Here is a 21,515-nt window from a genome sequence, read left to right on the forward strand (position 1 = left end):
GATCCTCATGCAGCAGCGCGCACTCGGCCGCACCGGACGCTCGGTCTCGGCCATCGGCCTCGGCACCTGGCAGCTCGGCGCCGACTGGGGCGCGGTGTCGGAGGAGGACGCGACCGAGGTGCTCGCGGCATCCGCCGACAACGGCGTCACCCTGTTCGACACGGCCGATGTCTACGGCGACGGGCGGAGCGAGTCGATCATCGGCCGGTTCCTCGCCGCACGGCCGGGTCACGGCATCACCGTCGCCACCAAGATGGGCCGGCGCCTGGCGCAGGAGCCCGAGAACTACACGCCCGAGAATTTCCGTGCGTGGACGGACCGCTCGCGCCGCAACCTCGGCGCCGAAACGCTCGATCTCGTGCAGCTGCACTGCCCGCCCACCGCGGTGATCGACGACGAGGCGACCTACGACGCCCTCGACGAGCTCGTCGCGAGCGGTGCGATCGCCGCGTACGGTGTGTCGGTCGAGACGTGCGCACAGGCGCTCGCCGCGATCTCGCGACCGAACGTCACCAACGTGCAGATCATCTTCAACCCGTTCCGGCTCAAGCCGCTCGATGAGGTGCTGCCGGCGGCAGGGCGGGCGGGCGTCGCGGTCTTCGCCCGCGTGCCGCTCGCATCGGGACTCCTGTCGGGCAAGTACACGGCGCAGACGACGTTCGCCGCCGACGACCACCGCACCTACAACCGCCACGGCGAGGCGTTCGACCGCGGCGAGACGTTCTCGGGGGTCGACTTCGAGGCCGGTGTCGCCGACGCGGCCGAGCTCGCGGGCGCCCTGCCCGACGGCGTCACGCTCCCCGCCGCGACCCTCGCGTGGATCGCCGCGCAGCCGGGCGTGACGAGCGTCATCCCCGGCGCGCGCAACGTGCGGCAGGCGTCATCGAACGCCGATGCCGCCGCGCTCCTCGACGGCTCCGGTGCCGACACCGGCTTCGACGTCGCCGCCTTCGACCGAGTGGTCCGCGACGTGTACGACCGCGACCTCCGGGAAGCCATCCACCCGCTCTGGTGAGTTCGGGACGTTTCGTCTCGCTTCGCTCGCTCAACGACCGGATCTAGCGGTCGCACGCGGGCCCGGCCGTTGAGCGAGCGAGGAACGAGCGAGACGAAACGCGCCGGACCCGGCCCATGACGGCTGTGAAGTCACGGGTCGAATCAGCGGCCCGGTCGTTGAGCGAGTGAGGAACGAGCGAGACGAAACGCGCCGGACCCGGCCCATGACGGCTGTGAGGTCGTTCGTCGCGCTTCTCGCTCTCCGTCGCCCTACGGTCTTGCCCGCGCGTCAGGTGCGCTTCAGTTCCCGGCCGTGGACGATCAGCGCGAAGATCACGATGATGTCGAGCAGGATCATGATGAGGGACCACAGGGGCTGCACGGCGAGGAGTCCCAGCTGACTGATGGCGTTGATCGAGACCAGCACGACACCGACGATCCGCGCCCAGGTGGCGCCCCGCAGCACGAAGATGCCGACCAAGACGATGGCGGCGCCGATGATCAGGTGCCACCAGCCCCAGCCCGCCGCATCGAGCAGGATCACGGCTTCATCCGTGAGGAACAGGTACTCGTTCGAAGGCAGCAGGATCGCCGTCAATCCCAGGAGGGCGTCGATCGCGCCCGCGATGATCATGACGATCCCGCCGAACATCACCCATCCGGTCCAGCTCTGCTCTTCCACATCGGTCATGGCGTTCTCCGTTCCCGAAGGCCCGCGCGACTGTGCGTGGGCGGTTGCTCGAATGCTAGATCCGAACCGCCGCCGCGCACAGGAAGACGGATGCCCCGACCCCCGCGTGTCGCGTGGGCCGAGGCACCCGTTCCGGTCGTTGAGCGAGCGAGGAACGAGCGAGACGAAACGCCCAGGGCTTGCGAGAGGGTCTTGCCGCGTTTCGTCTCGCTTCGCTCGCTCAACGACCGAGAGGGTCACGGCAGCGGGTAGTCCACCACGAACTGCGGGGTGCCCGTGTTCGTGTTGTCGGCCTGCCCGCCGATGCCGTTGACGACGTGCTGGACCGTGCCCGCCGACAGGTTCACCGTCATGATGTGGTGCAGCTGCACGCCGGGCGTCTCGGGCACCTCGAACCCGTTCGCCGTCAGGATCGACGGGTTGTTCTGGTTGAACACGTAGACGCCGGCGCCGTCGAGGCGGTGCGTGGTGACGTCGTCTGCGACCTTGTACCCGGGGTAGCCGAGCGTGCCGTTCGGCTGCGTCCAGTCGGCCTGCGTCGGCGGGTCGTACGGCAGCTCGTTCTGGTACAGCACGACGCGGCCGTTCTCGCCGTTCCAGAGCGTGTTGTACGTCTGGAAGTGCTCGACGAAGAGCCCGGTCGCGGTGACGTCGTCGCCGTTGACGATGACGCCGACGGTGCCGGTGTTGGTCGCCCAGCGCTGGTTGTCGCCGTTGACGCCGTCGTTCGGGTCGAAGCCCTCGATCCCGTGGTCGCCGCGCCACACCCACGTGTGGTCGATGAGCACGTTGTCGGCGTTCACCTCGAGCGCGGTGGTCGTCTTGCCGATGTGCGGCCCGCCGACGCGGAAGTACACGTCGCTGAGCGTGATCGGGTTCGCCGGGTCGAGCACCTTGTCGCTGTCGGCCGCGCCGACGCGCAGCAGCACCGGCGAGAGCTCGGTGCCGGCGTCGATGGTGACTCCCGCGACGACGATGCCGTCGGCATCCTTCACCTCCAGCGGAACCGCACCGCCCACGGCTGTGAGCGTCGCGTGGCCGAGGCCGAGCACCACCGTGTTCGCGCGCTTGACCTGGATCGACTGGGCGACGTCGTACACGCCGGGCGTGAGGATCAGGTGCCGGCCACGCGCGAGCGCGTTGTTGATGGCCTTCACCGAGTCGTCGGGCGTCGCGATGAAGAACTCGGTGATCGGGATGCTGCGGCCCGCGGTCTCGCCGTCGGCCCAGGTGACTCCGCGCGAGTCCTGCTGCGCGGCGGGCACCCGCACGTTGTAGCGGCCCTCGTCGTCGACGTACAGGTACGGCTTCTCGCGGCTGAGCGGAGTCTCATCGAGCGTCGTGTACGGCGGGTCGGGGAAGGCCCCGTCGTCGGGTGCGCCGACGACGCCCGAGAACACCTGGTTCCAGACGGCGTTGGACCAGCCGGCCACCTCGCTGTTGCGGATGAGCCACTGCTGCTGCGAGCCGTTGATCACGTTGGGCAGCCGCGAGTCGGCGATGAAGCCGCCGCTCGCGTACTGCGGGCCTGCGGTGCAGTAGTCCATCAGCGACAGGTTGCCGCCCGCGACGTCGAGGCGGCGCATCGACACCGCCTGCGACACGGCCCAGAAGTCCGTGCCGGTGCGGCAGCCGCGGTCCGCCGCCTGGATGTCGATCGACAGGTTCGAGATCGTCCGCCAGAAGTTGACGAGGGCCAGGCAGTTGCCCGTGCCGCCGTCGGCGAGGCAGCGGTTGTAGACCTCCACCGCGCCGTTGATCGTGACGTCCTCGGGCGAGGCGCCGAGGCCCGCGATCTCGGTGTAGTAGCCGACCTTCACCTGCAGCGGATCGGCGGCCGAGCCGTACTCGCCCGGAAGGAAGTACACCGCCTGGCGCTCCGTGCTCATCTCGGCATCGACCTGCTGCGCGTGCAGGGCGTCGAGTTCGGCACGGATGTCGGCGACCGGTGTGTCGGGGGAGTAGATCGTGACGTTGGGGCCGAAGTCCGGGTCGAAGGGATCGACCGTGCGTGGTGGCGCAGCGGTCGCAGGCGCGGCCAGCAGTGCGCTCGCGATGAGCGCGGTGCCGGTAACCACCGCGGCGATGCGCAGGGTTCGCGCGGTTCGCGCGGTGCGTGCGATCGGCGCCGCGGGGCGGGGAACGGGTGCGGGCATGAGAAGTCCTCTCCGTTGAGGGATGACCGCGGCGGATGCCGCTTACTTACCGGACTGTAACCAAACGTGGGAGCGGTCTCAACCACCAATTTCGGGAGAGCGGTTGCTGGATCGTCAGAAGTCGAGGCGCATGACGAGTCGCCGCTTCGTCGGATGAGACACCTCGCGGAAGCCGGCAGCGAGGAACGGGCCGACGGGTCCGACGTTGAGCTCGTCCCACGTGATGTCGGCGCCCCCGGTCAGCAGCGGGTAGCCCTCGACGGCCGATGCGCCGCGAGAACGGGCGTGCTCAGCTGCCGCCGCGACCAGCGGATACGTGAGACCCTCGCGGCGATGACCCTTGCGAACGACCAGGCACGTGATGGCCCAGACGGTCTCGTCGTCGGGGTCTTCGTCACGTCCCTGCCAGGGCACGGGCGACCCCCGCAGGCGTCCGTACACGCCGCGTCGGTCGACCGCGCCCCAGGCGACCGGCTCGTCGTCCTGGTAGGCGACGATGCCGATGGTGTCGGTCGCCCGCGGGTCGTCGCAGTGAGTCTCTGCGCGCAGGATCGCGGCGCGTTCCGATGCGGGCATGTACCACCAGTCGTGGTCTCCGAGGCGCTGGCGCTGACATTGGCAGCGTCCCGCGGCGCCCGTGAGAATCGCCTGCAGGTCATCCCACGACGCCTCGTTCGCGGGAGCGAAACGCAGTCCGCTGCTCATGTCGGCAGAGTAGCGCCGGGCGCCGACAGCCCGGGAGTAGGGTGGCGCTTGTGCCCCTCGCCCCTCGCGTCGCCGTGGTCATTCCGTGCCGGAATGACGCGGCTTACCTCGACGCGTGCCTGACCGCCCTCGCCGCCCAGACCCACCAGGCGGATGTCGTGATCGTCGTCGACAACGCCAGCACGGATGCCTCCGCCGCTGTCGCCCGCGTGCACGACGCCGTCGTCGTGCACGAGTCGTCGATCGGCATCTGGCCTGCGGCAGCGCACGGTTACGACGAGGCGCTGGGCGGTGCCGACATCATCGCGCGGCTCGACGCCGACTCGCGTCCGCACCCCGACTGGGTCGCGAAGCTCGTGCGCGCGTTCGTCTCCGACCCCTCGCTCGGGGTGCTGACCGGTGGCGCGGAGTTCTACGGCGGCACGCCGCTGCAGAACTACCTCGGCGAGCACTGGTACATCGGGGGTGGGCACTACTGGATCAAGAAGTGGCTCGGCATCCCGCTCGTGTTCGGATCGAACTTCGCGATGCGCGCAAGGGTGTGGGAGCGGGTGCGCGAGCAGGTCGATCGCGACAACGCCCGCATCCATGACGACCTCGACCTGACCATCCGCCTGCGGCCTTCCGACGGCGTGCGATACGACCCTCAGCTCCGCATGCCGGTGTCGGCGCGTCCCGTGCAGACCGTGTCGGGTCTGTCGCGACGGGTGTTCAAGGTCGCGTCGACCTTCGCTGTCAGCTGGCCGGAGGGCGCGGCGTGGCGTCGTACCCAGCCTTCGGCAGGCTCCGCATCCTCCGATGAATGGGCTCCCGGCGGCGACGACTGGGCGCCGGGGTACGGACGCTGACGCAGCCGAGTACGCACTGACGCCGCGGTCGAGTACCGCAGCTGACGTCGTCGCACCGGTCTGTGTCATGCGGTGCTCCGAGCGCGGTCGGCGCACACTTGTCAACCCCCAGTCGTCGCGGCTCGGCGCGGTCGTAGCCTTCCATGTGGGAGGGGTGTTCGGCGTTGACGAATCCACCCCGACGCGAGAGAACGGCGACCCGAGGGCGGAGCAACCCGAATACTCCGCCCCCGGGTCGCGTCTCGTGACGTCGCGGAGAAGCGCTCGCGCAGTGGGGTCAGAACGGGGACGTGCCGGCGGCGACGTACACGGCAGCCGCGAGCACGAGCACGTTCACTCCGACCGTGCCCCAGAACGCGCGGCGGAACGACCGCTTGCGGGTCTTGTGGCGGAACAGCTGCTGCGCGACCAGTGCTCCCGGCCAGCCGCCGACGAGTCCCAGCAGGAGCAGCGTCTGCTCCGAGATGCGTGTGGCACCGCGTCGGGCCGCCGACTTGTCGATGCCGTAGGCCGCGAACGCGACGAGGCTCGCGGCGCCATACAGAACGGGCACCCACCACGCGAGGCCGAACACGAGGTACGCGACGGCGAATCCGACGGCGAAGACGAGCAGCGTGATCCAGCTGAGTGCCGGCGGCAGCGGCTTCGAGAGGTCTCGACCCGGCCGGTCAGGCGTCGCGAGGGATGGCCGGGGGCGCGCGTTCGACATGCGCTCGATCTTATGGCGAGGCCCCGGCGTACCGTGTGAGCATGCATGAGCTCACCGAAGAGGCGCTGGTGGCGGCATCCGTCGACGTGGTGTGGCGCGAGTTCACGGTGGCACACCGGCTCGCGGAGTGGTTCTGGCCGTCGCACTTCGAGACCGCCGCGGTCATCGAGTTGCGCGAGCTGGGCCGCTGGGAGGTGCGGTCGCTCGCGGCGGACCTCGCCGTGGAGGCGAAGGTGCTCACGCTCGAGCCGCCGCGCGCCCTGCGGCTCTCCTGGCGGTGGGAGGGGGAGGAGCACGCGACCGACGTCGAGATCGAACTGCAATCGGCAGCGGAGGCCGCGACCCGTGTGATCGTGCGCCAGTCGGGCTTCGCGAGCGCCGAGGAGCGGGATCAGCACGTCGACGGCTGGTCGACCTGCCTGCAACGCCTGGTGGACCGGCATGGTGGGGCTCCGGGCGAGCACCTGTGACCCATGCCGCAGGCCGCGCGTGCCCGCCCGAGGGTGGAGTCGGCTGAGGGCTGCCCTGTGCGCCGACCATGCAAAGCGATAACAAGGTTCAGTCTTAGTATCAGTTACTGACTTATATGATGATAATCTGGCGGTGTGACTGCAGATGCTCGACCGCGAGAGGGCCAGACGCCGATCGAGGTCGCTCCTGTGCAGTGGCAACGCCACGACTGGCGGCCGCGTGCTCCTGAGATCTTCTCGAAGACTGAGGTTGCTCGTCAGACCGGGGTCTACGAATCGGCCGTCACGGGATCGCTCGCGTTGTGGTCTCCTCGGGTGGGCGCAGAAGATGCCGCCGACTTCGAGGACGCGACGCTGGCCATCCACGAGTTCGATCGATACGCACTTGGGCGGCTGGGTTCGAGCGACCCGGCGTTCGCGCCGATGTCGGCGATTCTGCTGCGGACCGAGAGCGCCTCGAGCAGTCAGATCGAACAGCTCACGACATCCGCGAAACAGCTGGCGCTCGCCGAGATCGACGAGGGCGACAAAGCGAACGCGCTGACGGTCGTCGGCAACGTCCGCTCGATGGAAGCCGCGCTGCGCCTGGCCGACAAGCTCGATGAGGCCAGTGTGCTCACCATGCATCGCGAGCTGATGTCGAAGCAGGTCGGCATGGAACAGGAGGCAGGGCGCTTCCGGCGTGAACTGGTGTGGATCGGGGGGCGGGACAATGCCGGCCCGATCGGCGCCGACTTCATCGCCCCTCAGCACGACCTCGTACCCTCCGCCGTGCGCGATGTTCTCGCATTCGCGCAGCGCGCCGACGTGCCGATCCTCGCGCAGATCGCCGTGGCCCACGCGCAATTCGAGACCATTCACCCGTTCGTGGACGGCAATGGCCGGACGGGACGAGCGCTGGCGCAGGCGATGCTCCGTGCGAAGGGACTGTCGGCGCATACGACGATCCCGATCTCGGCCGGCCTGCTCACGGACCTCTCCGGATACTTCCGCGCCCTCACCGCCTTTCGTGACGGAGACGCCGGCCCGATCATCCGGCGATTCGCCGACGCATCCCGTTTCGCCGCGGCCACCGGCCGCGTGCTCGTCGACGGCCTGGTGGACCAGGTGGCGTCGTCACGCGAGAAGCTCGCGGGTGTGCGTGCCGATTCCACGGTGTGGAGAGTGCTCCCGCGACTTGTGGGCCAGCCGATTGTGAACACCAAGTACCTGGTGTCGGCCTTGGGGATCAGCCGTCTTGCGGCGCTGCGCGCGGTCGACACCCTCGTCGAGCGGGGTGTGGTGAGTGAGCGCACCGGGCGTGCTCGCAACCGCATCTGGCAGCACGACGGCGTCCTCGGCGTGCTCGATGAGTACGCCGCGACGATTCGACGCAGCATGCACCGCTGAAGAGGCCGAGCTCGGGCGGCGAAGTACTGGCCCCTGCTCGTCGGTGGCCGGCGCTAACGTCGGAGCGTGATCATCGAGTTCGACAGCGACGTGTTCCGCTGGGCGGCGAGGGAGGACTCCTCCTGGTTCTTCACCGCCGTTCCGCCCGAGCTGGGCGCGGAGATCCGCGAGATTCCGCGGCCGTATCGGGGGTTCGGGTCGGTTCGCGTTCGCGCGCGTGTCGGTGGCAGCGAGTGGACCACGTCGATCTTCCCGCTGGCGGAGACGGATTCGTACGTGCTGCCGCTCAAGAAGGCGGTGAGGGATGCCGAGCAGCTCGTTGACGGCGGCCCGGTGACCGTCCGACTCGAGGTGCTCGACGGCTGAGTTCGGCCGCGTGCGCTCACCCGCAGCGTGCGAGCGTCTGCCGTGATACTGCCAGTTCCATCGGTCCGGTAAGTTGGGCCCCGGCGAGAATCATTCTGCTGGGGAGCATGATGTCGGACGGGTCTCAGGGGGGACCACCGCCGGGCTGGTACAGGGACGCATCGCGCGCCGACCGCCTGCGGTGGTGGGACGGTGCTGCCTGGACGGAGGACTTCCGTCCGGCAATGACGGATGCCGCAGCCGCCGTCGAGGGTCTGCCCGATCACGCTGGGCCCGATTCGGTTGGGCCCGATTCGGTTGTGCCTGATTCCCTCGCGACGCCGACCGCGCCGCCGACAAGGCGGGTGCGGCGCGGCGCTTCGCAGACTGCCGCGGTGACGACGGACGCTGCGGACGCGGGCACGGGTACGGCGGATGCCGCTGGAGTACCCGCGGACGCTGCCGCGGATGCGGATGCGGATGCGGATGCGGAGACGGGTACGGCGGATGCCGCCGCAGCGCCGGCGAACGCTGCGGCGACGGCGGAGGCCGCCCCGGTGCGGGCGGAGGCTGGGACGGAGCGCGAGGCGGTGGTGCCGACGAGCGACGCGGACCAGGGGGTGCCATACCGACGCGACGGCCGGATGCACCCGGCCGCCAGTGAGGCGGAGCCGACCCTCGCGGGCGAGGCGGTCGACGTCGTCGAGGCGGGCCCGGGGGAGTCGGGGCGCGCGCATGAGCGTGGCACGAACGACGTCGCGCCGGGCGCCGAGGATCGTCCTGCTGCCCACGCCTGGCCCGCTCCCTCGTCGTTGGCTCTTCCCGCCGGTGCGGGCGAGCCGTCTGACGGCGCGCCTGACGCTGCGATGCCGGCATCCGCATCTCCTCCGACTGACGCTCCTCTTGCGGCATCCGAATCTCCGTCATCCGGCGCACCGGCGGCGGAGCCGCACGCGGCGAGCGTCGGACCCATCCCTGACCAGATCGTGCCGCGCCGGCCGCCGCCGGCGGTGGAGCGCCCGCCGACGCCGATCGTTTATCAGCCGGTCGCGAGTTCGTACATCGGCGCGATGCGGCCGCCGCTTCCCGAGGCGACTCCGCGGAACGTGCCGGCGATCGCGTCGATCGTGCTGCTGGCGCTGGCCGTGATCGGCGGGCTGGCAGTCGTGATGTGGCTGGCGGGCTGGGATCAGACGATCGCCGGGCTGGTGAGTCTGGTGAGCGTCGCGTTCGCTGCGGGTGCGTTCTTCCTCGCGGTCGGCGGGCTGATCGTGGCGGGCCAGCGGCGCACCGGCAAGGTGATGTCGGCGGTGGCCCTCGCGGTGTCCGTCGTGCTCGTCGCCTGGCTCGTGATCGTCGCCACGGAGCAGGCGCTCGCGATTCTCGCTTGACGGCCCGCCGCGTCCCGCCTGCGGCGATCGCTCGTCGAGGCGCCACGGGACGTCGATATCGCCGTACGCTGTGTGTGTTCGAAGGGAGGACCCGAGTGTTGATTCCCCGCGAGGATCCGTCCGCCCCTCATGTGCCCGAGCCTGGTGAGTCGAGCATTCCTGAGCTCGAGGACGACGAGACCATCCCACCTCGCCCGGAAGAGGAGATCGCTGACCTCAACCGTGCGCAGCCCGACGTCGAAGACCACGGCCATCCCGCATGACCCGCGAGGTCGTCCGTGTGGGCGACAACGTCGACATGGAGCGCGCGCTCGCGACCGCTGCCCTACCGCGTAGCGCCGGCCGCACTTGAGACCTCACCCGACAGCGCGTGGGCGCGGCGGTCGGCGTTCTCTTACCAGGGCGCAGGCTCGATGGGCAGGTCGAGCGCGGTGGGTGTGACCCACCAGGTCGCACCCGTCATCTCGTCGCGGTAGAGCGTCCATCTGCTCTTGGACTTGATGACATGGTGTGGCTCGCAGAGCGGCCCGAGGTTGGTGTCGGCTGTCGCTCCGCCGTATTGCCAATCGATTCGATGATCGATGTCGCAGGTCCGAGCGGGGCGAGTGCACCCCGGGCCGATGCAGACGGGGTCGCGCACGCCGAGCCATCTTCGCAGCGCCTTCGGGACGCGGTAGGTGGTGCGGTCGACGTCGAGGACGGTGCCGCTGATCGGGTGGGTAAGGATCCGCACCCAGCTGGTGGCCTCTCCGGCGAGCCGGCGGGCCGTCTCGCTGTCGATGGGGCCGTAGCCGTCGAGCGTGGCGGGCTCGTCGTCGAGGCCGAGCAGCGTCATCACGGGGACGGTGATCGCGACGGATGGCCGGCGACGACGTGTCTCCGCCTCGTCGATCGTTCCGGTCGTCATCAGATCGAGCAGCACGTCGGCGCGGAGTTGCGCAAGCGTGCGCTCCTCGCCCGGCTGCGCTCGCAGATGCCGGGCTTGGGCGTCGGCGCGATCGTGTGCGGCGAGGACCTTTTCGACGGGCCCGAACACGGTGAGCGTCGCCATGCCGTCATGGTCTGCCTGGAACCACGCGTTGCGATCTTCGGCTGCCCGCTGGTGGCGCAGCTCGACAGACTCAGGGTGGACGCGCTCGCGCGCGACGCGCGCGCGCACTCGGAACTTGCCGGGCGAGAGCGTCCGCGCCGCCGTCGCGACGGCCTCGTCGAACCGCGCCCATGCCTCGGGGGCGTCGTCGGGAAACGATGCCGCCTGCTGCGCCACGGTCGTCGCGTTCTGAGCGGACACGAGTCCGGCACGGAAAGCGTTCCAGACCCGCGGGCATCGTTCGCGCAGGGTGTCGGCGTGCGAGGCCCGCGTGCGCACGGCGAACTCCGACATCCCCAGCCGCACTGCTATGTCGAGCGCCGCCGCGCGGACAGCGATGTTCCGCCGCTCCGCGCGAACCTTGACGGCCGGACGGCCCTGAGGGTCGCGCCAGGCCGGATCCTGAGTCGGATCGGGCCCAACCCACGGGTCAGGGCAGGCCGCGGCATCCGTCATTATCGTCGCGATGGCGGCGTACTCGTCGGCGATCAGCACTCGAGCGCGAATGCTGAGGCCTTCGAGCGCGGTGACCGCGACGGTATGCGCTTCGCCGCTGCTTTCGAGCGCGGCCACCGCGACATCGGGGTGAGTCAGCTCATCGTCCGACGAGTCATCCGCCGGCAGGAAGTAGGGGTCGGCAAGGTCAGCGCGCCACTCCAGATCGGCTTCCATGTTCGCTGAGATGCTCACATATCAACACTATCCAAGTTCACAGACATTCGAAAGTAAATACGATAACGGTCGATGGGCACAGGATACAGCGTCGACTGGTCAGATCGGATCGCTGGCGTTGATCACGGCAAGAGTCAGGAGCGCGCCAACCAACGACGGGAGCACAGGGTCGACGGTGACGGAGAACAGGTCACCCACTCGAGGAAAGGCAGGCGCATCGCCTGATCCATTCGCGTCGGGCAGCCAGATCGTGATCGCGATTCCCCCCCACATCGAGCGCGGCGACAAGACCGGCCCCAAGGAGTTTGACCCCGCGTCTGGTCGCTCGCCGATAGACATCGGATCGCAACAGGTCGCGCGCACGAGATACGAATATCCGCTGCTTCGTCGGTTGCTTCGCCACGCGCGCGTGGTAGGGGAGCGCAACGACATCATCGGCGGGGGAACGGATGCCGCCGGCTGCAGTTCCCCAGCGCGGTCGCGGTCGCGGCGAGCGGATGTGGCCGCGCGGCCGTTCCTGTGCTCAAGAAACGCTCAGGGATCCGCGGGATCCGACCGGATCGCTCGGGTCGGCGCCGGGCTCACCATAGAATCCGGCGAATGGGGACCGATACATCGGTGGGGACCGATCAACTCAAGGGTGCGTTCGGCTTGCCGCGCACGGCCGACGGCGCGGTCGATGCGCGTGAACTGCTCATGCGCATCGGGCGCGGCGCGCCGGCGTTCATCGCGCTGTGGGGCTTGTTCTGGCTGACCGGCCGGGGGATCGCCACTGAGCGGCTCGACGTCGGGCTGGCGGTTGCGACCGCGATCCCGCTATGGGTCGCATCTCACGCGTGGCGTCTGCCGTGGTGGTTGCATGCCGGTGCGGCATCCTTCCCGCTGTCGATCGCGATCGTCGCCCTCGCGCACGGGGACGCGACGGGAACCGTTCGAGGGTCGAAGCTCGCGTACGGAGCGATCCTGTTCCTCGCGATCGCCGCATGGGCGCGTACGGCGCGGCGCCGGATGATTGTCGGACTACTCGTCGCCGGACTTGGCGCAGGCGCATTCGTGCTGTCGTGGTCGGCGTGGATGACCGTCCAGCCGAGGCCGTGGAACCTCATGAAGGGCACGCTCGACTGGCACAACCAGTTCGCCATGGAGATGATTTTCGGACTTGCGGCCGGCATCTTCGTCGCGGTGCTCGGCCGAGGTGTCTGGTCGATCTTCGCCGCCCTCTGCGCTGCGATCTGCGGTGCCGGCGTGGTGCTGTCCGGTTCGCGGTACGGTTTCGCACTCGCGTGCGGAGTGGTGGTTGCCGCGCTGGCGGCTGCGCTCATCGTCGGGCTTCGCGAGAAACAGAGGTCGCCTGTCGTTCGATGGTTGCTCGTCATCGCGGGGGTGGTGTTGCTGCCGCTGATCCTGCGGAGTCCGCTTTTCTTCCCAGGTACTTCGGCCGGGCTCAACCCGCTCGGCACCATGACGCAGCGTGGTGGGTTTCACTCTCTCGGCGGCGCTCGCATCGACTGGTGGATCGCGGCATGGCGCATCGGCGCGGATCACCCGCTGACCGGCACGGGACTGCTGACGTTCGCCGATGAGGCGGTCTGCTACGACGCCGTCGCGCAATGGCACCCCCACAACGAGTGGGCCTACGCGTGGGCCGAAGGTGGAATCGTCGGGCTCCTGCCGATGCTGCTGCTCGTGGTGGGCGTCGTGGTGCTGGTCGTGCGGTCATTGCGACCGATGCCAGACGCCCCGGCGCTGCGCGCCGATCCGATGCGATGGGGGGCCGTTGCCGCGACGGTCGCAGCCGTGGGACACCTCGTAGTCGAGTACGACCTGTACTACACGATGCTCGTGGGGCTGATGGCGACGGTCGGAGGGACGGCAGTGGCGCCGGTCGCAGCGCTGGCGAGGCGGAGCAGTCGGGCATTGACGGTCGTTGCGTGGACGGGAGTGGCGAGTGCGGTTGTCGTGGTCCTCCTGGCGATAGTGGGCGATCCGTCGTTCACGACATGGCCGTGGCCGGTTGCCGAAGGCTACTCCCATTCCTGCATCGGATCATCACGGACCACTTGAGCCAAACCTTGCAAAATCGTGAGCGTCTTCGCGATGCATGCATGAGCATGTTCCAGCATGATTGTCGGCGGGGAGGGGCATCGCGGTTCAAGCCGCGGTTCTTCATCCGGCCCTGACGGGTCCGGACATGCAAGCGACTGGGATAATCGCCGTGCGTGTGTGGCTGGTCACGTTCTGGGCACTCAACGGAAACTGACACTGGGGAGACCGCACATGCGTGCATCCATCAAGAACTACCTCGAGGCCGCGAAGCGTCGCGAGGAAGACGGCGAGAAGGGCTTCTCGCTCATCGAGCTCATCATCGTCGTTGTGATCCTCGGCATCCTCGTCGCGATCGCTGTGCCGATCTTCTTCAACATCCAGGACACAGCAGCACAGAACGCCGTCGACGCTGCTGCGGCCAACGGCGCCACTGCGGTTGCTGCAAAGCTGGCCAACCCGGATGACACGGCTACCGTGGAAGCCGCGGCCGCCTCTGGTGGGACGCCAGGCAAGATCACGGTGACCCCCGTCACAGGCAAGAACACTGAGGTCTCGAACGTCTGCGTCAACGCGACTGACGGTGACGGCCATGCGGCCGTCGCAGGCCCTGGGTGCACGGGCGTTAGCGCTACTCCGTAAGGCCCAATTCCACTGGCACGAGGGCCGGGGACGATTCCCTGGCCCTCGTGGCATGATGTCCGTGGGGATTCTGCCACTTGGGGAGGTGAGCGGATGAGGGGTCGTAGCGAGGACGCTGCGGGGTTCAGCCTTGTCGAAGTCGTGATTGCGATGTTCATACTGGGAGTCATCGCGATCGCGCTGTTGCCTGCACTCATCAACGGCATCCAGTACTCGTCGCAGCAATCGACGGTGGCAACGGCGACTCGTCAACTCAACGCGATCGTCGAAGACGTGCGACAGGGTCAGCCCACATGCGATGACCTGGTCGACGCGAGTGCGACACAGATCTTCCAGGACGGTGCAGGGCGGGACTTCACTACCGCCGGCTCCTCGGGCGACTGCACCTCGTGCCCGATCGATGGTGGCGCTGCCATCTCGCTCGACCTGACGGCGGAGCAGGGCGGGCGGACGCTCGCGACCGTCTCTGCGCTGGTCTATGTCCAGGGTGCCAAGGCGGCAACAGCATGCTCCCCGTAGAAGATGGACGGCTCAACGACCGCGGGCTCGGGCTCATCGAACTGATCGTGGCGATCCTCGTATCGACGATCGTGCTCGCCGGCATCGCAACCGTGTTGATCAACTCGTGGCTGACGCAGAATGATGTGCTATCCACCAGCGAGGCGACGAACCGCGGCCAACTGGTCAGTTCAGCCATCGAGCGCGCGGTGCGGAACGCGACGGAGTTCAAGACGCAGGACGGCGATACCCAACTGTGGGTGCACACCGTCTACGACGACCCGACGGGCGCTGATCCACGTACGTGCCAGGCATTCGATCTCGGTGAAGGGAAGGCGCAGATGAAGCGTGCTGCCACTGACCTGGCTGCGGCCTCGCCGAGTGTTTGGATCGACGACTCCCAACAACGGTGGGTCGTCGAAGTGGAGCCAGCCGACGGACTGCCAATGTTCCAGAAGGACGGACAGGTCCTCACGTATACGTTCGAGATCGCCACGGATTCAGCGCCGGTGCGGTTTCAAGGCGAAGTGTCGATGCGCGTCGGAGGGACCGGAGGGACACCATGCTGGCCTTAATTCAGCGGATGCGGCACCACAATCGCGACGACAGCGGGGCTGTCCTAGTGACGGTGGTTGTCGTCATGCTGGTTGGCTTCGTCATCGCGGTGACGATTGCTGCGAGCGTGTTCTTCACCATCGGAGCGAACCAGGGGAACAAGAGCAGCACTCAGGCATTCATCGCCGCAGAGTCCGGCCGCGACGCGATCATCGCGGCAGTTTCGGACCCCGCCGCGTGCAGTTCGCTGGAAAAGACAGCCGACATGAAGTCGTTCCGCGCGTACAACCTGGAATCAGAATCAGGTTACGACGCAACGAAACCAACGTACGATGTGACGGCCCAGACTGGCCAGGACCTCGCGTCGCTGTCGGCTGCGTGCCCGGACGCGACCACGACAGTAATCCAGGTGACGTCTACTGGATCCGGAGCGGACTCATCGTCGACCACGATCGAATCGGACTACGCCTGGTTGGTGACGCAGAAGCAACCCGGTGGGGTCATGACCTACTTCTCTGGCGAATTCAAGGCAACAAAGGCTGATTACAAGGGCGACCTTGTTATTCGGCCGGACCCCGACACAGGTATCGGCAACTTCGACTGCAACAGTGGTGGCGGTACGACTATTGACGGCAATCTGTGGGTGCTCGCCGGATATGTAGACCTCAATAACGACTGCACAATTACCGGAACCATCTTTGCGAGCGGCAGGGTGACGATCGCTTCAGCGAAGTCCACAATCGGTGGAGATATTCGTGCTGTGGGCGATGTCAGCATCACCGCGAACGATTCGAGTGTTGCAGGCAACGTGTACACCGATGGCACTTTCACCATCGGGAAGAATGCCGCTGGTATCGGCGGCAAGTATGAGTCCGGCGGAATCTCCACGATCGACAAGCCCGCGCAAGTCGGCAATCTCACTCAATCGGTTCAGAGATGCGCAACCACTCCTGACCCCGCAACACCGGGTCTGTGCATTAGCGACACTCCCGGCACCACGATGATCGACCCGTCACTGGCTCAAGTCCTGCTCATGACTCAGTGGATGGACATCTCAGCCAGCAGGAACAGCTGGGGCAGCGACGTCTATTGGCTTCCGGCTGCTCCCTGCGATGGGACAGACGTCCGTCCGGCCGCGATGGCCGCGATCGACCCCACATACACAAAGGTCGGGGTCGACTACACGAGCTGCACGGGTGATGTGACTATCAAGCTCGGAAACGGTGCGATCACGCGGGATGTGGTGTTCCTCGTCAAGCCGACTGTCAACATGGACATCGACATCGACACAATTACTACGACGGCAACGCCGCCCGACACACCGCAGTTGGTTTTCATCCACGGGGACGCGGGACCACTGACCAATCACATACCTCAGTGCGGCGTTACGCCGTCCGCGAGCGATTCGATCGACATCGCAACGGCAACGGACGTCCGCATGATGATGTACACGCCGTGCGGGATCGGGATGGCCAATCACACCGAGTTCACCGGACAGTACTACTCGAACGATGACGGCAACGTCCGCTGGGTGCAGCCGGTATTCAAATGTGCAGACATGACATGGGGCCCGATCGATCTGGGGTGCGCTGTGGTCGCTGAGGCCGCAACGGGTGGGGGAACTCCTCCGCCTCCGACGCTGAGTCTCGGACCGCTCACTCGGCAGATCGAGAATCCGGCGCCGTGACGGCATTCATCACCTTCCTCGTCGTCGTCTCTGGGATCTTCGGCCTCCTCATCGGGTCGTTCCTCAACGTCGTCGCCTACCGCGTGCCGGCGAAGATCTCGCTGATGCGAGAGAGCCGCTGCCCGCACTGCGACGCGGTCATCAAGCCGTGGCACAACGTCCCGGTGATCGGATGGCTCGCCCTACGCGGCAAATGCGCGAACTGCAAAGCGCCGATCGCGGCGCGCTATCCGATCGTCGAAGCCTTGACGGCAATCGCATTCGCGGTCGTCACGTGGTGGGGGCTCGCGGTCTACCAGGGGCTCCTCGGGTCGACGCTGCCGACATACCTCGAATCACCCGCGTGGGACGGCATCGTGTACCCCGCCGATGTCTGGGCCGCCGCCCTGGTCATCGTCGCATTCCTGTACTTCGCGGCGATCTCGATCGTGCTCACGCTCATCGACCTCGACACGCACCGGCTGCCGAACAGCATCGTGCTGCCGAGCTACCTCGTGGCCGGCATCCTGTTCACCGTCGCGGCCTGGCTCAGCAACCAGTGGGAGCTGCTGCTGCGCGCGGCGATCGGGATGGTCGTGATGTACGCGTTCTACGCACTCCTGCGATTCGCCCGACCGGGCGGGATGGGCGGGGGAGACGTCAAGCTCGCCGGAGTCATCGGCATCTATCTCGGCTGGCTGGGTTGGGGAGCCCTTGCCATCGGCGCGTTCGCCGCGTTCCTCTATGGGGGAGTGTTCGGCATCGCACTGCTGCTGCTGCGCCGCGCGGGGCGCAAGACCGCCATCCCGTTCGGCCCGTGGATGATCCTCGGCGCCTGGACCGGAGTGTTCGCCGGCGAAGCCGTCGGCCGGTGGTACGTGAATCTTTTCGTCGGCGCCTGAGCGTCGACGGTCTTGGGGAAGGGAAAATCATGGCGAAGACGATCGTGGGGCTGGAGGTGACCGAAGAGAGCGTGCGCGCTGCAGAGCTCTCACTCGGTCGCAAACCCCAGCTCATCGCATACGGCGAGGTGCCGTTGCCACCCGATGCCGCGAAGGACTCGGAGGTGCTCGACGCGGGCGCCGTCGCCGTCGCGCTCCGGCAGCTGTGGACCGGCGCGAGATTCAAGAGCAAGGATGCCGTGCTCGGCGTCGCCAGCCGCCGCATCCTGGTGCGCGAATACACGACGCAGGCGATGCGACCCGACCTGCTGCGCGAGGCCCTGCCCTACCAGGTACAAGACCTGCTGCCGGTGCCCGCGAGCCAGGCGGTGCTCGACTTCTTCCCGCTCGCCCAGAACGGCGACCAGGTGTCGGGCCTGCTCGTCGCCGCGGTGTCGGAGAGCATCGAGCAGATCATCTCGACGCTCGCCAAAGTGAAGGTGCGTGCCCAGGCCGTCGACCTCGCCGCCTTCGGACTCGCCCGCGCCACGGCCTCGCTCGCCGCACCGGACGAGATCGTCGCGACCATCAACATCGGCGACCACACCACGCAGGTCGTGATCTCGCGCGGCGGCGTGCCGCTGTTCGTGCGCCTGCTGCCCATCGACGTCGCAACCGCCGCCGCCCTCCGGCACAGCGCCGAGGTCGCCCAACCCGAGCTCGAGCTCGCCGCCGCGACCGGCAACGGACATGGCAGCGTCGCCGCAGCGGCCGCTCCCGGCCGTACGCGCGGCGCGCTGCGCGCGGCGACCCCGCCCGGAGCTTCCGACCTTGCGGCGCGTGTGCGCAGCACCCTGGCCTTCTTCGGCAGCCGCTCGGGCGCCGCGCCCCTGACGCGGGTGTTCGTGACCGGCGCCGGCGCGGCGGTCGAAGGCGTGATGGCGGCGCTCACCGCAGCCATCGACACGCCGATGACCATCGTGTCGGCCGGCGACGTCGTCTCGGTCGTGACGCTGCCCCCCGCCGGCGACGTCTCGCTGAACCTCGTCGGCACCATCGGCATCGCACTCGGGGAGGCCCGCCGATGACCGCCGTTCCTGTCGCCGTTCCGGTCGCCGTTCTCGCTCCCGCGCCGTTCTCGGGAGCACCCCGCGTCAACCTCATGCCGCGCAGCGAGGTCGTTCGCCGTGAACGCGACAAGCTCGTGCGCCTCTGGGTGTGGATCGTGCTCGGCGCCATCCTCGTCGCGTGCCTCATCATCGCCGGCGCCTTCGCGTTCAAGTTCCTCGCCGACCAGCGCCTCGCCGCCGAGCAGGCGGAGACCAACGCGCTCCTCGTCGAGATCTCCGCGCTCTCCGAGGTCAGCCAGGCGCTCGCGACCGAGTCGGAACTCACGGACTACCGCACCGAGGCCATGGCCGCCGACCTCGCCTGGACGCCCGTGGTCGCCAAGATCTCCGGCATCCTGCCCCAAGAGACCACGCTGACGGGCTTCGACTTCACCGTCGGCGGCGCCGCCCAAGGCGACGACCCGACCGCCGAGCAGGGCATCGTGGGCACGGTCACCATCGACAGCCCCACGCCGCTCGATATCGTCGCGATCATCCGGTCGCTCCGCGGCGTCGAGGGCGTGCTCTACGCCGACGGCCAGTCGGTGACGTCGAGCCAGGTCTCGTCGGATCGCTTCGCGTACCTGCTCAACGTCGAGTTCGACCAGACCGTGTACTCGAACCAGTACGCGGCAGAAGAAGGGAGCGAGTGATGCCCAAGCAGCTCGTCACCGCGCTCGGACTCATCGTCTCGCTGGGCGTCATCGCGCTCGGCGTGTTCCTCGTCGCCCTGCCACTGTACTTCCAGGCGGTCGGCGTCGACGCGCAGACCGCGACCGTCGCGAACACCAACGCGATCTACCAGGCCCAGGTCGACCACCTGAACGAGGAAGAGCAGAACCTCGGCCAGATCAACGCGGACGTCGCCGGACTGCGCTCGCAGATTCCCGCGACCGGACAGCTCGACGACGTCTTCGAGGTCGTCGCACGCGCGGCCGAGGCATCCGGGGTCTCCCTCACCGCGATCACCGCCGGCGAGCAGGTCGCGTTCACGGCCCGCACCGGCGCCACCGAAGGCGACGCGGCTGCGGTCGCGCCGGCTCCCGCCCCGACGCCGGCGGCGACAGAGGGCGCGACCGACACGACAGCCGGAACGACGGATGCCGCAGCCCCCGTCGACCCGGTCGTCAACGCCGGGCGACAGCAGGTCGATTTCGTGATCAGCGCCACCGCGACCGACATGGCGCAGGCGACCGCGTTCCTCGACGCGCTGCGCGCCGGACCGCGCCTGCTCAACAGCATCACGGCGACCACGACGCAGAGCGGCGAGGGCACGTTCGACGTGCAGATCTCGGCGCTGACCTTCGTGGACGCGGAAGGGTGACGGCCATGGAAGAGCTCGACTTCGAGACGCTCCTTGCACGCGGCGCGCGCCACCGCGCGTCGGACGTGCACATCACCGCTGGCGCGCCGCCCCTGCTGCGCGTCGACGGCGACCTTGTGCCCGTGCCCGGATACCCCGACGCGCTGTCGGAGGAGTGGGTGGAGCGCACGGCGTTCGAGCTCATGGGCGACGGTCAGCGCCAGGAGTTCCTCGAGCACGGCGAGGTCGACCTCGCCCACGCCACGGCGGGCATCGGACGCTTCCGCACGAACGTGTATCGCCAGCTCGGGTCGATCGCGATCGCGCTGCGCTACATCCCCGACCGGGTGTACACGCTCGAGGAACTCGGCGCCCCGCCGATCGCGCGCGACCTCGCGCTGCGCCCGCGCGGGCTCGTGCTGCTGACGGGCCCGACCGGATCCGGCAAGTCGACGACACTCACGGCGATGGTCGACATCGTCAACCAGCTGGTCGCGGCGCACATCATCACGATCGAAGACCCGATCGAGTTCCACCACCAGTCCAAGCGCGCGCTGATCCACCAGCGCGAGGTCGGCCGTGACACGAACTCGTTCGCCGAAGCGCTGCGTCGCGTGCTGCGACAGGACCCCGACGTGATCCTCATCGGCGAGCTGCGCGACCCCGAGTCGATCTCGACCGCCCTCTCGGCGGCCGAGACCGGCCACCTGGTGCTCTCGACCCTGCACACGCAGGGCGCCGCGAAGAGCATCAACCGCATCATCGACGTGTTCCCCGCCGATCAGCAGCACCAGATCCGCACACAGCTGGGAGACACGCTGCAGGGCATCGTCAGCCAGACCCTGCTGCCCCTCGCCCAGACCAACGGCCGCACGATCGCCACCGAGGTGCTCATCAACACCCCGGCGGTCGCGAACATGATCCGCGAGGGTCAGGTCGCGCAGATCTACTCGGCCATGCAGGCCGGCTCGGAGGTCGGCATGCACACGCTCGACCAGGACCTCCGGCGCCTCGTCGCCGCGGGCACGATCGCCCGCAACGTCGCGATGGACTTCGCGGTCGACCCCAAGAGCCTCGACGGCGTCTACGTCAAGCCGCGCGACCTCGACGCGGAGGAGTGGGCGCACCACGCCGGCGAATGGCGGCAGGCGGATGCCGCGGCATCCGTCCCCGCCAATGCCGCGGCCGGAACGGGCATCGGCATGGGCTCGCGGTTCGGCTCGCCGACGGTGGGCGGCCGCGTTGACCCGACCGCACGCGACGTTGACTGGACCACTGGGGGCGACGACACGTATCTGAACGATGCCGACTCGTGGGCCGAGCTGGGTCTGCCCGCGCCCGAGAAGGGGGCCTGAC

At 68.2% G+C, this 21,515-nt stretch carries 22 protein-coding genes and 1 pseudogene; 18 read left to right on the forward strand and 5 right to left on the reverse strand.

What is annotated here, in order from left to right; all coding sequences use genetic code 11:
• The first annotated feature begins 7 nt into the window (after positions 1-7).
• A complete protein-coding gene (locus tag B2K11_RS16260; protein WP_163619754.1) occupies positions 8-1,015 on the forward strand; it encodes an aldo/keto reductase in 1,008 nt (335 codons plus the stop codon).
• Between the two features lie 270 nt (positions 1,016-1,285).
• Here the strand turns inward: B2K11_RS16260 and B2K11_RS16265 are convergent, their stop codons facing one another.
• The 3 genes from B2K11_RS16265 to B2K11_RS16275 form a co-directional block, all read right to left on the reverse strand.
• A complete protein-coding gene (locus B2K11_RS16265) occupies positions 1,286-1,687 on the reverse strand; it encodes a hypothetical protein (RefSeq protein WP_163619756.1) in 402 nt (133 codons plus the stop codon).
• Between the two features lie 236 nt (positions 1,688-1,923).
• Positions 1,924-3,843 (reverse strand): glycosyl hydrolase family 28-related protein, encoded by a 1,920-nt coding sequence (locus B2K11_RS16270; RefSeq protein ID WP_163619758.1) that lies wholly within the window; start codon positions 3,841-3,843, stop codon positions 1,924-1,926.
• Positions 3,844-3,957: 114 nt separating this feature from the next.
• Positions 3,958-4,548 (reverse strand): GNAT family N-acetyltransferase, encoded by a 591-nt coding sequence (locus B2K11_RS16275; protein ID WP_163619760.1) that lies wholly within the window; start codon positions 4,546-4,548, stop codon positions 3,958-3,960.
• A gap of 50 nt (positions 4,549-4,598) precedes the next feature.
• Here B2K11_RS16275 and B2K11_RS16280 point away from each other — a divergent pair, with 50 nt between their 5' ends.
• On the forward strand, positions 4,599-5,396 hold the full coding sequence (locus tag B2K11_RS16280; protein ID WP_239526164.1) for a glycosyltransferase family A protein: 798 nt from the start codon (positions 4,599-4,601) through the stop codon (positions 5,394-5,396).
• Positions 5,397-5,673: 277 nt separating this feature from the next.
• Here B2K11_RS16280 and B2K11_RS16285 read toward each other — a convergent pair whose 3' ends face one another.
• The gene (locus tag B2K11_RS16285; RefSeq protein WP_163619762.1) at positions 5,674-6,105 is read right to left on the reverse strand and encodes a DUF1294 domain-containing protein; all 432 of its coding nucleotides are present in this window, start codon (positions 6,103-6,105) and stop codon (positions 5,674-5,676) included.
• A 41-nt stretch (positions 6,106-6,146) separates the two neighbouring features.
• Between B2K11_RS16285 and B2K11_RS16290 the strand changes: the two genes are divergently transcribed.
• The 6 genes and pseudogenes from B2K11_RS16290 (at position 6,147) to B2K11_RS16310 (ending at position 9,963) form a co-directional block, all read left to right on the forward strand.
• Positions 6,147-6,575: an SRPBCC domain-containing protein gene (locus tag B2K11_RS16290; protein ID WP_163619764.1), complete on the forward strand. Its 429-nt coding sequence runs from the start codon at positions 6,147-6,149 to the stop codon at positions 6,573-6,575.
• A gap of 135 nt (positions 6,576-6,710) precedes the next feature.
• Positions 6,711-7,964, forward strand: a complete 1,254-nt coding sequence (locus B2K11_RS20795; RefSeq protein ID WP_275576769.1) for a Fic family protein — start codon at positions 6,711-6,713, stop codon at positions 7,962-7,964.
• Positions 7,965-8,030: 66 nt separating this feature from the next.
• Entirely contained in the window at positions 8,031-8,330 is a 300-nt protein-coding gene (locus B2K11_RS16300; RefSeq protein ID WP_163619766.1) for a DUF1905 domain-containing protein, read from the forward strand.
• A gap of 110 nt (positions 8,331-8,440) precedes the next feature.
• Positions 8,441-8,557: pseudogene (locus B2K11_RS20690) on the forward strand (DUF2510 domain-containing protein); the annotation flags it as partial.
• A 147-nt stretch (positions 8,558-8,704) separates the two neighbouring features.
• On the forward strand, positions 8,705-9,700 hold the full coding sequence (locus B2K11_RS16305; RefSeq protein ID WP_239526168.1) for a hypothetical protein: 996 nt from the start codon (positions 8,705-8,707) through the stop codon (positions 9,698-9,700).
• 95 nt (positions 9,701-9,795) lie between these two features.
• The gene (locus B2K11_RS16310) at positions 9,796-9,963 is read left to right on the forward strand and encodes a hypothetical protein (protein ID WP_163619701.1); all 168 of its coding nucleotides are present in this window, start codon (positions 9,796-9,798) and stop codon (positions 9,961-9,963) included.
• A gap of 131 nt (positions 9,964-10,094) precedes the next feature.
• Here the strand turns inward: B2K11_RS16310 and B2K11_RS16315 are convergent, their stop codons facing one another.
• Positions 10,095-11,480 (reverse strand): HNH endonuclease signature motif containing protein, encoded by a 1,386-nt coding sequence (locus tag B2K11_RS16315; RefSeq protein WP_163619769.1) that lies wholly within the window; start codon positions 11,478-11,480, stop codon positions 10,095-10,097.
• A gap of 582 nt (positions 11,481-12,062) precedes the next feature.
• On the opposite strand from B2K11_RS16315, the gene B2K11_RS16320 reads away from it, so the two are divergent.
• The 10 genes from B2K11_RS16320 (at position 12,063) to B2K11_RS16365 (ending at position 21,514) form a co-directional block, all read left to right on the forward strand.
• The gene (locus B2K11_RS16320; protein ID WP_163619771.1) at positions 12,063-13,526 is read left to right on the forward strand and encodes an O-antigen ligase family protein; all 1,464 of its coding nucleotides are present in this window, start codon (positions 12,063-12,065) and stop codon (positions 13,524-13,526) included.
• Positions 13,527-13,739: 213 nt separating this feature from the next.
• Entirely contained in the window at positions 13,740-14,147 is a 408-nt protein-coding gene (locus tag B2K11_RS16325) for a type II secretion system protein (protein ID WP_163619773.1), read from the forward strand.
• A gap of 93 nt (positions 14,148-14,240) precedes the next feature.
• Positions 14,241-14,666 (forward strand): type II secretion system protein, encoded by a 426-nt coding sequence (locus tag B2K11_RS16330; protein WP_275576770.1) that lies wholly within the window; start codon positions 14,241-14,243, stop codon positions 14,664-14,666.
• Positions 14,654-15,220: a prepilin-type N-terminal cleavage/methylation domain-containing protein gene (locus B2K11_RS16335; RefSeq protein WP_163619777.1), complete on the forward strand. Its 567-nt coding sequence runs from the start codon at positions 14,654-14,656 to the stop codon at positions 15,218-15,220. Before B2K11_RS16330 ends, B2K11_RS16335 begins: the two co-directional genes overlap by 13 nt.
• Positions 15,208-16,887, forward strand: coding sequence for a hypothetical protein (locus tag B2K11_RS16340; protein WP_163619779.1), 1,680 nt, complete (start codon positions 15,208-15,210; stop codon positions 16,885-16,887). Before B2K11_RS16335 ends, B2K11_RS16340 begins: the two co-directional genes overlap by 13 nt.
• Positions 16,884-17,768 (forward strand): A24 family peptidase, encoded by an 885-nt coding sequence (locus B2K11_RS16345; RefSeq protein ID WP_163619781.1) that lies wholly within the window; start codon positions 16,884-16,886, stop codon positions 17,766-17,768. Before B2K11_RS16340 ends, B2K11_RS16345 begins: the two co-directional genes overlap by 4 nt.
• A 29-nt stretch (positions 17,769-17,797) precedes the next feature.
• A complete protein-coding gene (pilM, locus tag B2K11_RS16350; protein WP_163619783.1) occupies positions 17,798-18,835 on the forward strand; it encodes a pilus assembly protein PilM in 1,038 nt (345 codons plus the stop codon).
• The gene (locus tag B2K11_RS16355; RefSeq protein ID WP_163619785.1) at positions 18,832-19,509 is read left to right on the forward strand and encodes a hypothetical protein; all 678 of its coding nucleotides are present in this window, start codon (positions 18,832-18,834) and stop codon (positions 19,507-19,509) included. The genes pilM and B2K11_RS16355 overlap by 4 nt, the downstream gene beginning before the upstream one ends.
• Entirely contained in the window at positions 19,509-20,180 is a 672-nt protein-coding gene (locus B2K11_RS16360) for a hypothetical protein (protein ID WP_163619787.1), read from the forward strand. The genes B2K11_RS16355 and B2K11_RS16360 overlap by 1 nt, the downstream gene beginning before the upstream one ends.
• A 5-nt stretch (positions 20,181-20,185) precedes the next feature.
• Entirely contained in the window at positions 20,186-21,514 is a 1,329-nt protein-coding gene (locus tag B2K11_RS16365) for a type IV pilus twitching motility protein PilT (RefSeq protein WP_275576771.1), read from the forward strand.
• Position 21,515 lies beyond the last annotated feature (1 nt).

Source organism: Microbacterium sp. B35-30, assembly GCF_010634855.1.
Classification (GTDB): Bacteria; Actinomycetota; Actinomycetes; order Actinomycetales; family Microbacteriaceae; genus Microbacterium.

Bases quoted from the DNA above. Each gene is read 5' to 3' on its own strand.
- B2K11_RS16260 (WP_163619754.1), top strand. From the start codon at position 8: ATGCAGCAGCGCGCACTCGGCCGCACCGGACGCTCGGTCTCGGCCATC.
- B2K11_RS16265 (WP_163619756.1), bottom strand. From the start codon at position 1,687: ATGACCGATGTGGAAGAGCAGAGCTGGACCGGATGGGTGATGTTCGGC.
- B2K11_RS16270 (WP_163619758.1), bottom strand. From the start codon at position 3,843: ATGCCCGCACCCGTTCCCCGCCCCGCGGCGCCGATCGCACGCACCGCG.
- B2K11_RS16275 (WP_163619760.1), bottom strand. From the start codon at position 4,548: ATGAGCAGCGGACTGCGTTTCGCTCCCGCGAACGAGGCGTCGTGGGAT.
- B2K11_RS16285 (WP_163619762.1), bottom strand. From the start codon at position 6,105: ATGTCGAACGCGCGCCCCCGGCCATCCCTCGCGACGCCTGACCGGCCG.
- B2K11_RS16290 (WP_163619764.1), top strand. From the start codon at position 6,147: ATGCATGAGCTCACCGAAGAGGCGCTGGTGGCGGCATCCGTCGACGTG.
- B2K11_RS16320 (WP_163619771.1), top strand. From the start codon at position 12,063: ATGGGGACCGATACATCGGTGGGGACCGATCAACTCAAGGGTGCGTTC.
- B2K11_RS16325 (WP_163619773.1), top strand. From the start codon at position 13,740: ATGCGTGCATCCATCAAGAACTACCTCGAGGCCGCGAAGCGTCGCGAG.
- B2K11_RS16330 (WP_275576770.1), top strand. From the start codon at position 14,241: ATGAGGGGTCGTAGCGAGGACGCTGCGGGGTTCAGCCTTGTCGAAGTC.
- B2K11_RS16335 (WP_163619777.1), top strand. From the start codon at position 14,654: ATGCTCCCCGTAGAAGATGGACGGCTCAACGACCGCGGGCTCGGGCTC.
- B2K11_RS16340 (WP_163619779.1), top strand. From the start codon at position 15,208: ATGCTGGCCTTAATTCAGCGGATGCGGCACCACAATCGCGACGACAGC.
- pilM (WP_163619783.1), top strand. From the start codon at position 17,798: ATGGCGAAGACGATCGTGGGGCTGGAGGTGACCGAAGAGAGCGTGCGC.
- B2K11_RS16355 (WP_163619785.1), top strand. From the start codon at position 18,832: ATGACCGCCGTTCCTGTCGCCGTTCCGGTCGCCGTTCTCGCTCCCGCG.
- B2K11_RS16360 (WP_163619787.1), top strand. From the start codon at position 19,509: ATGCCCAAGCAGCTCGTCACCGCGCTCGGACTCATCGTCTCGCTGGGC.
- B2K11_RS16365 (WP_275576771.1), top strand. From the start codon at position 20,186: ATGGAAGAGCTCGACTTCGAGACGCTCCTTGCACGCGGCGCGCGCCAC.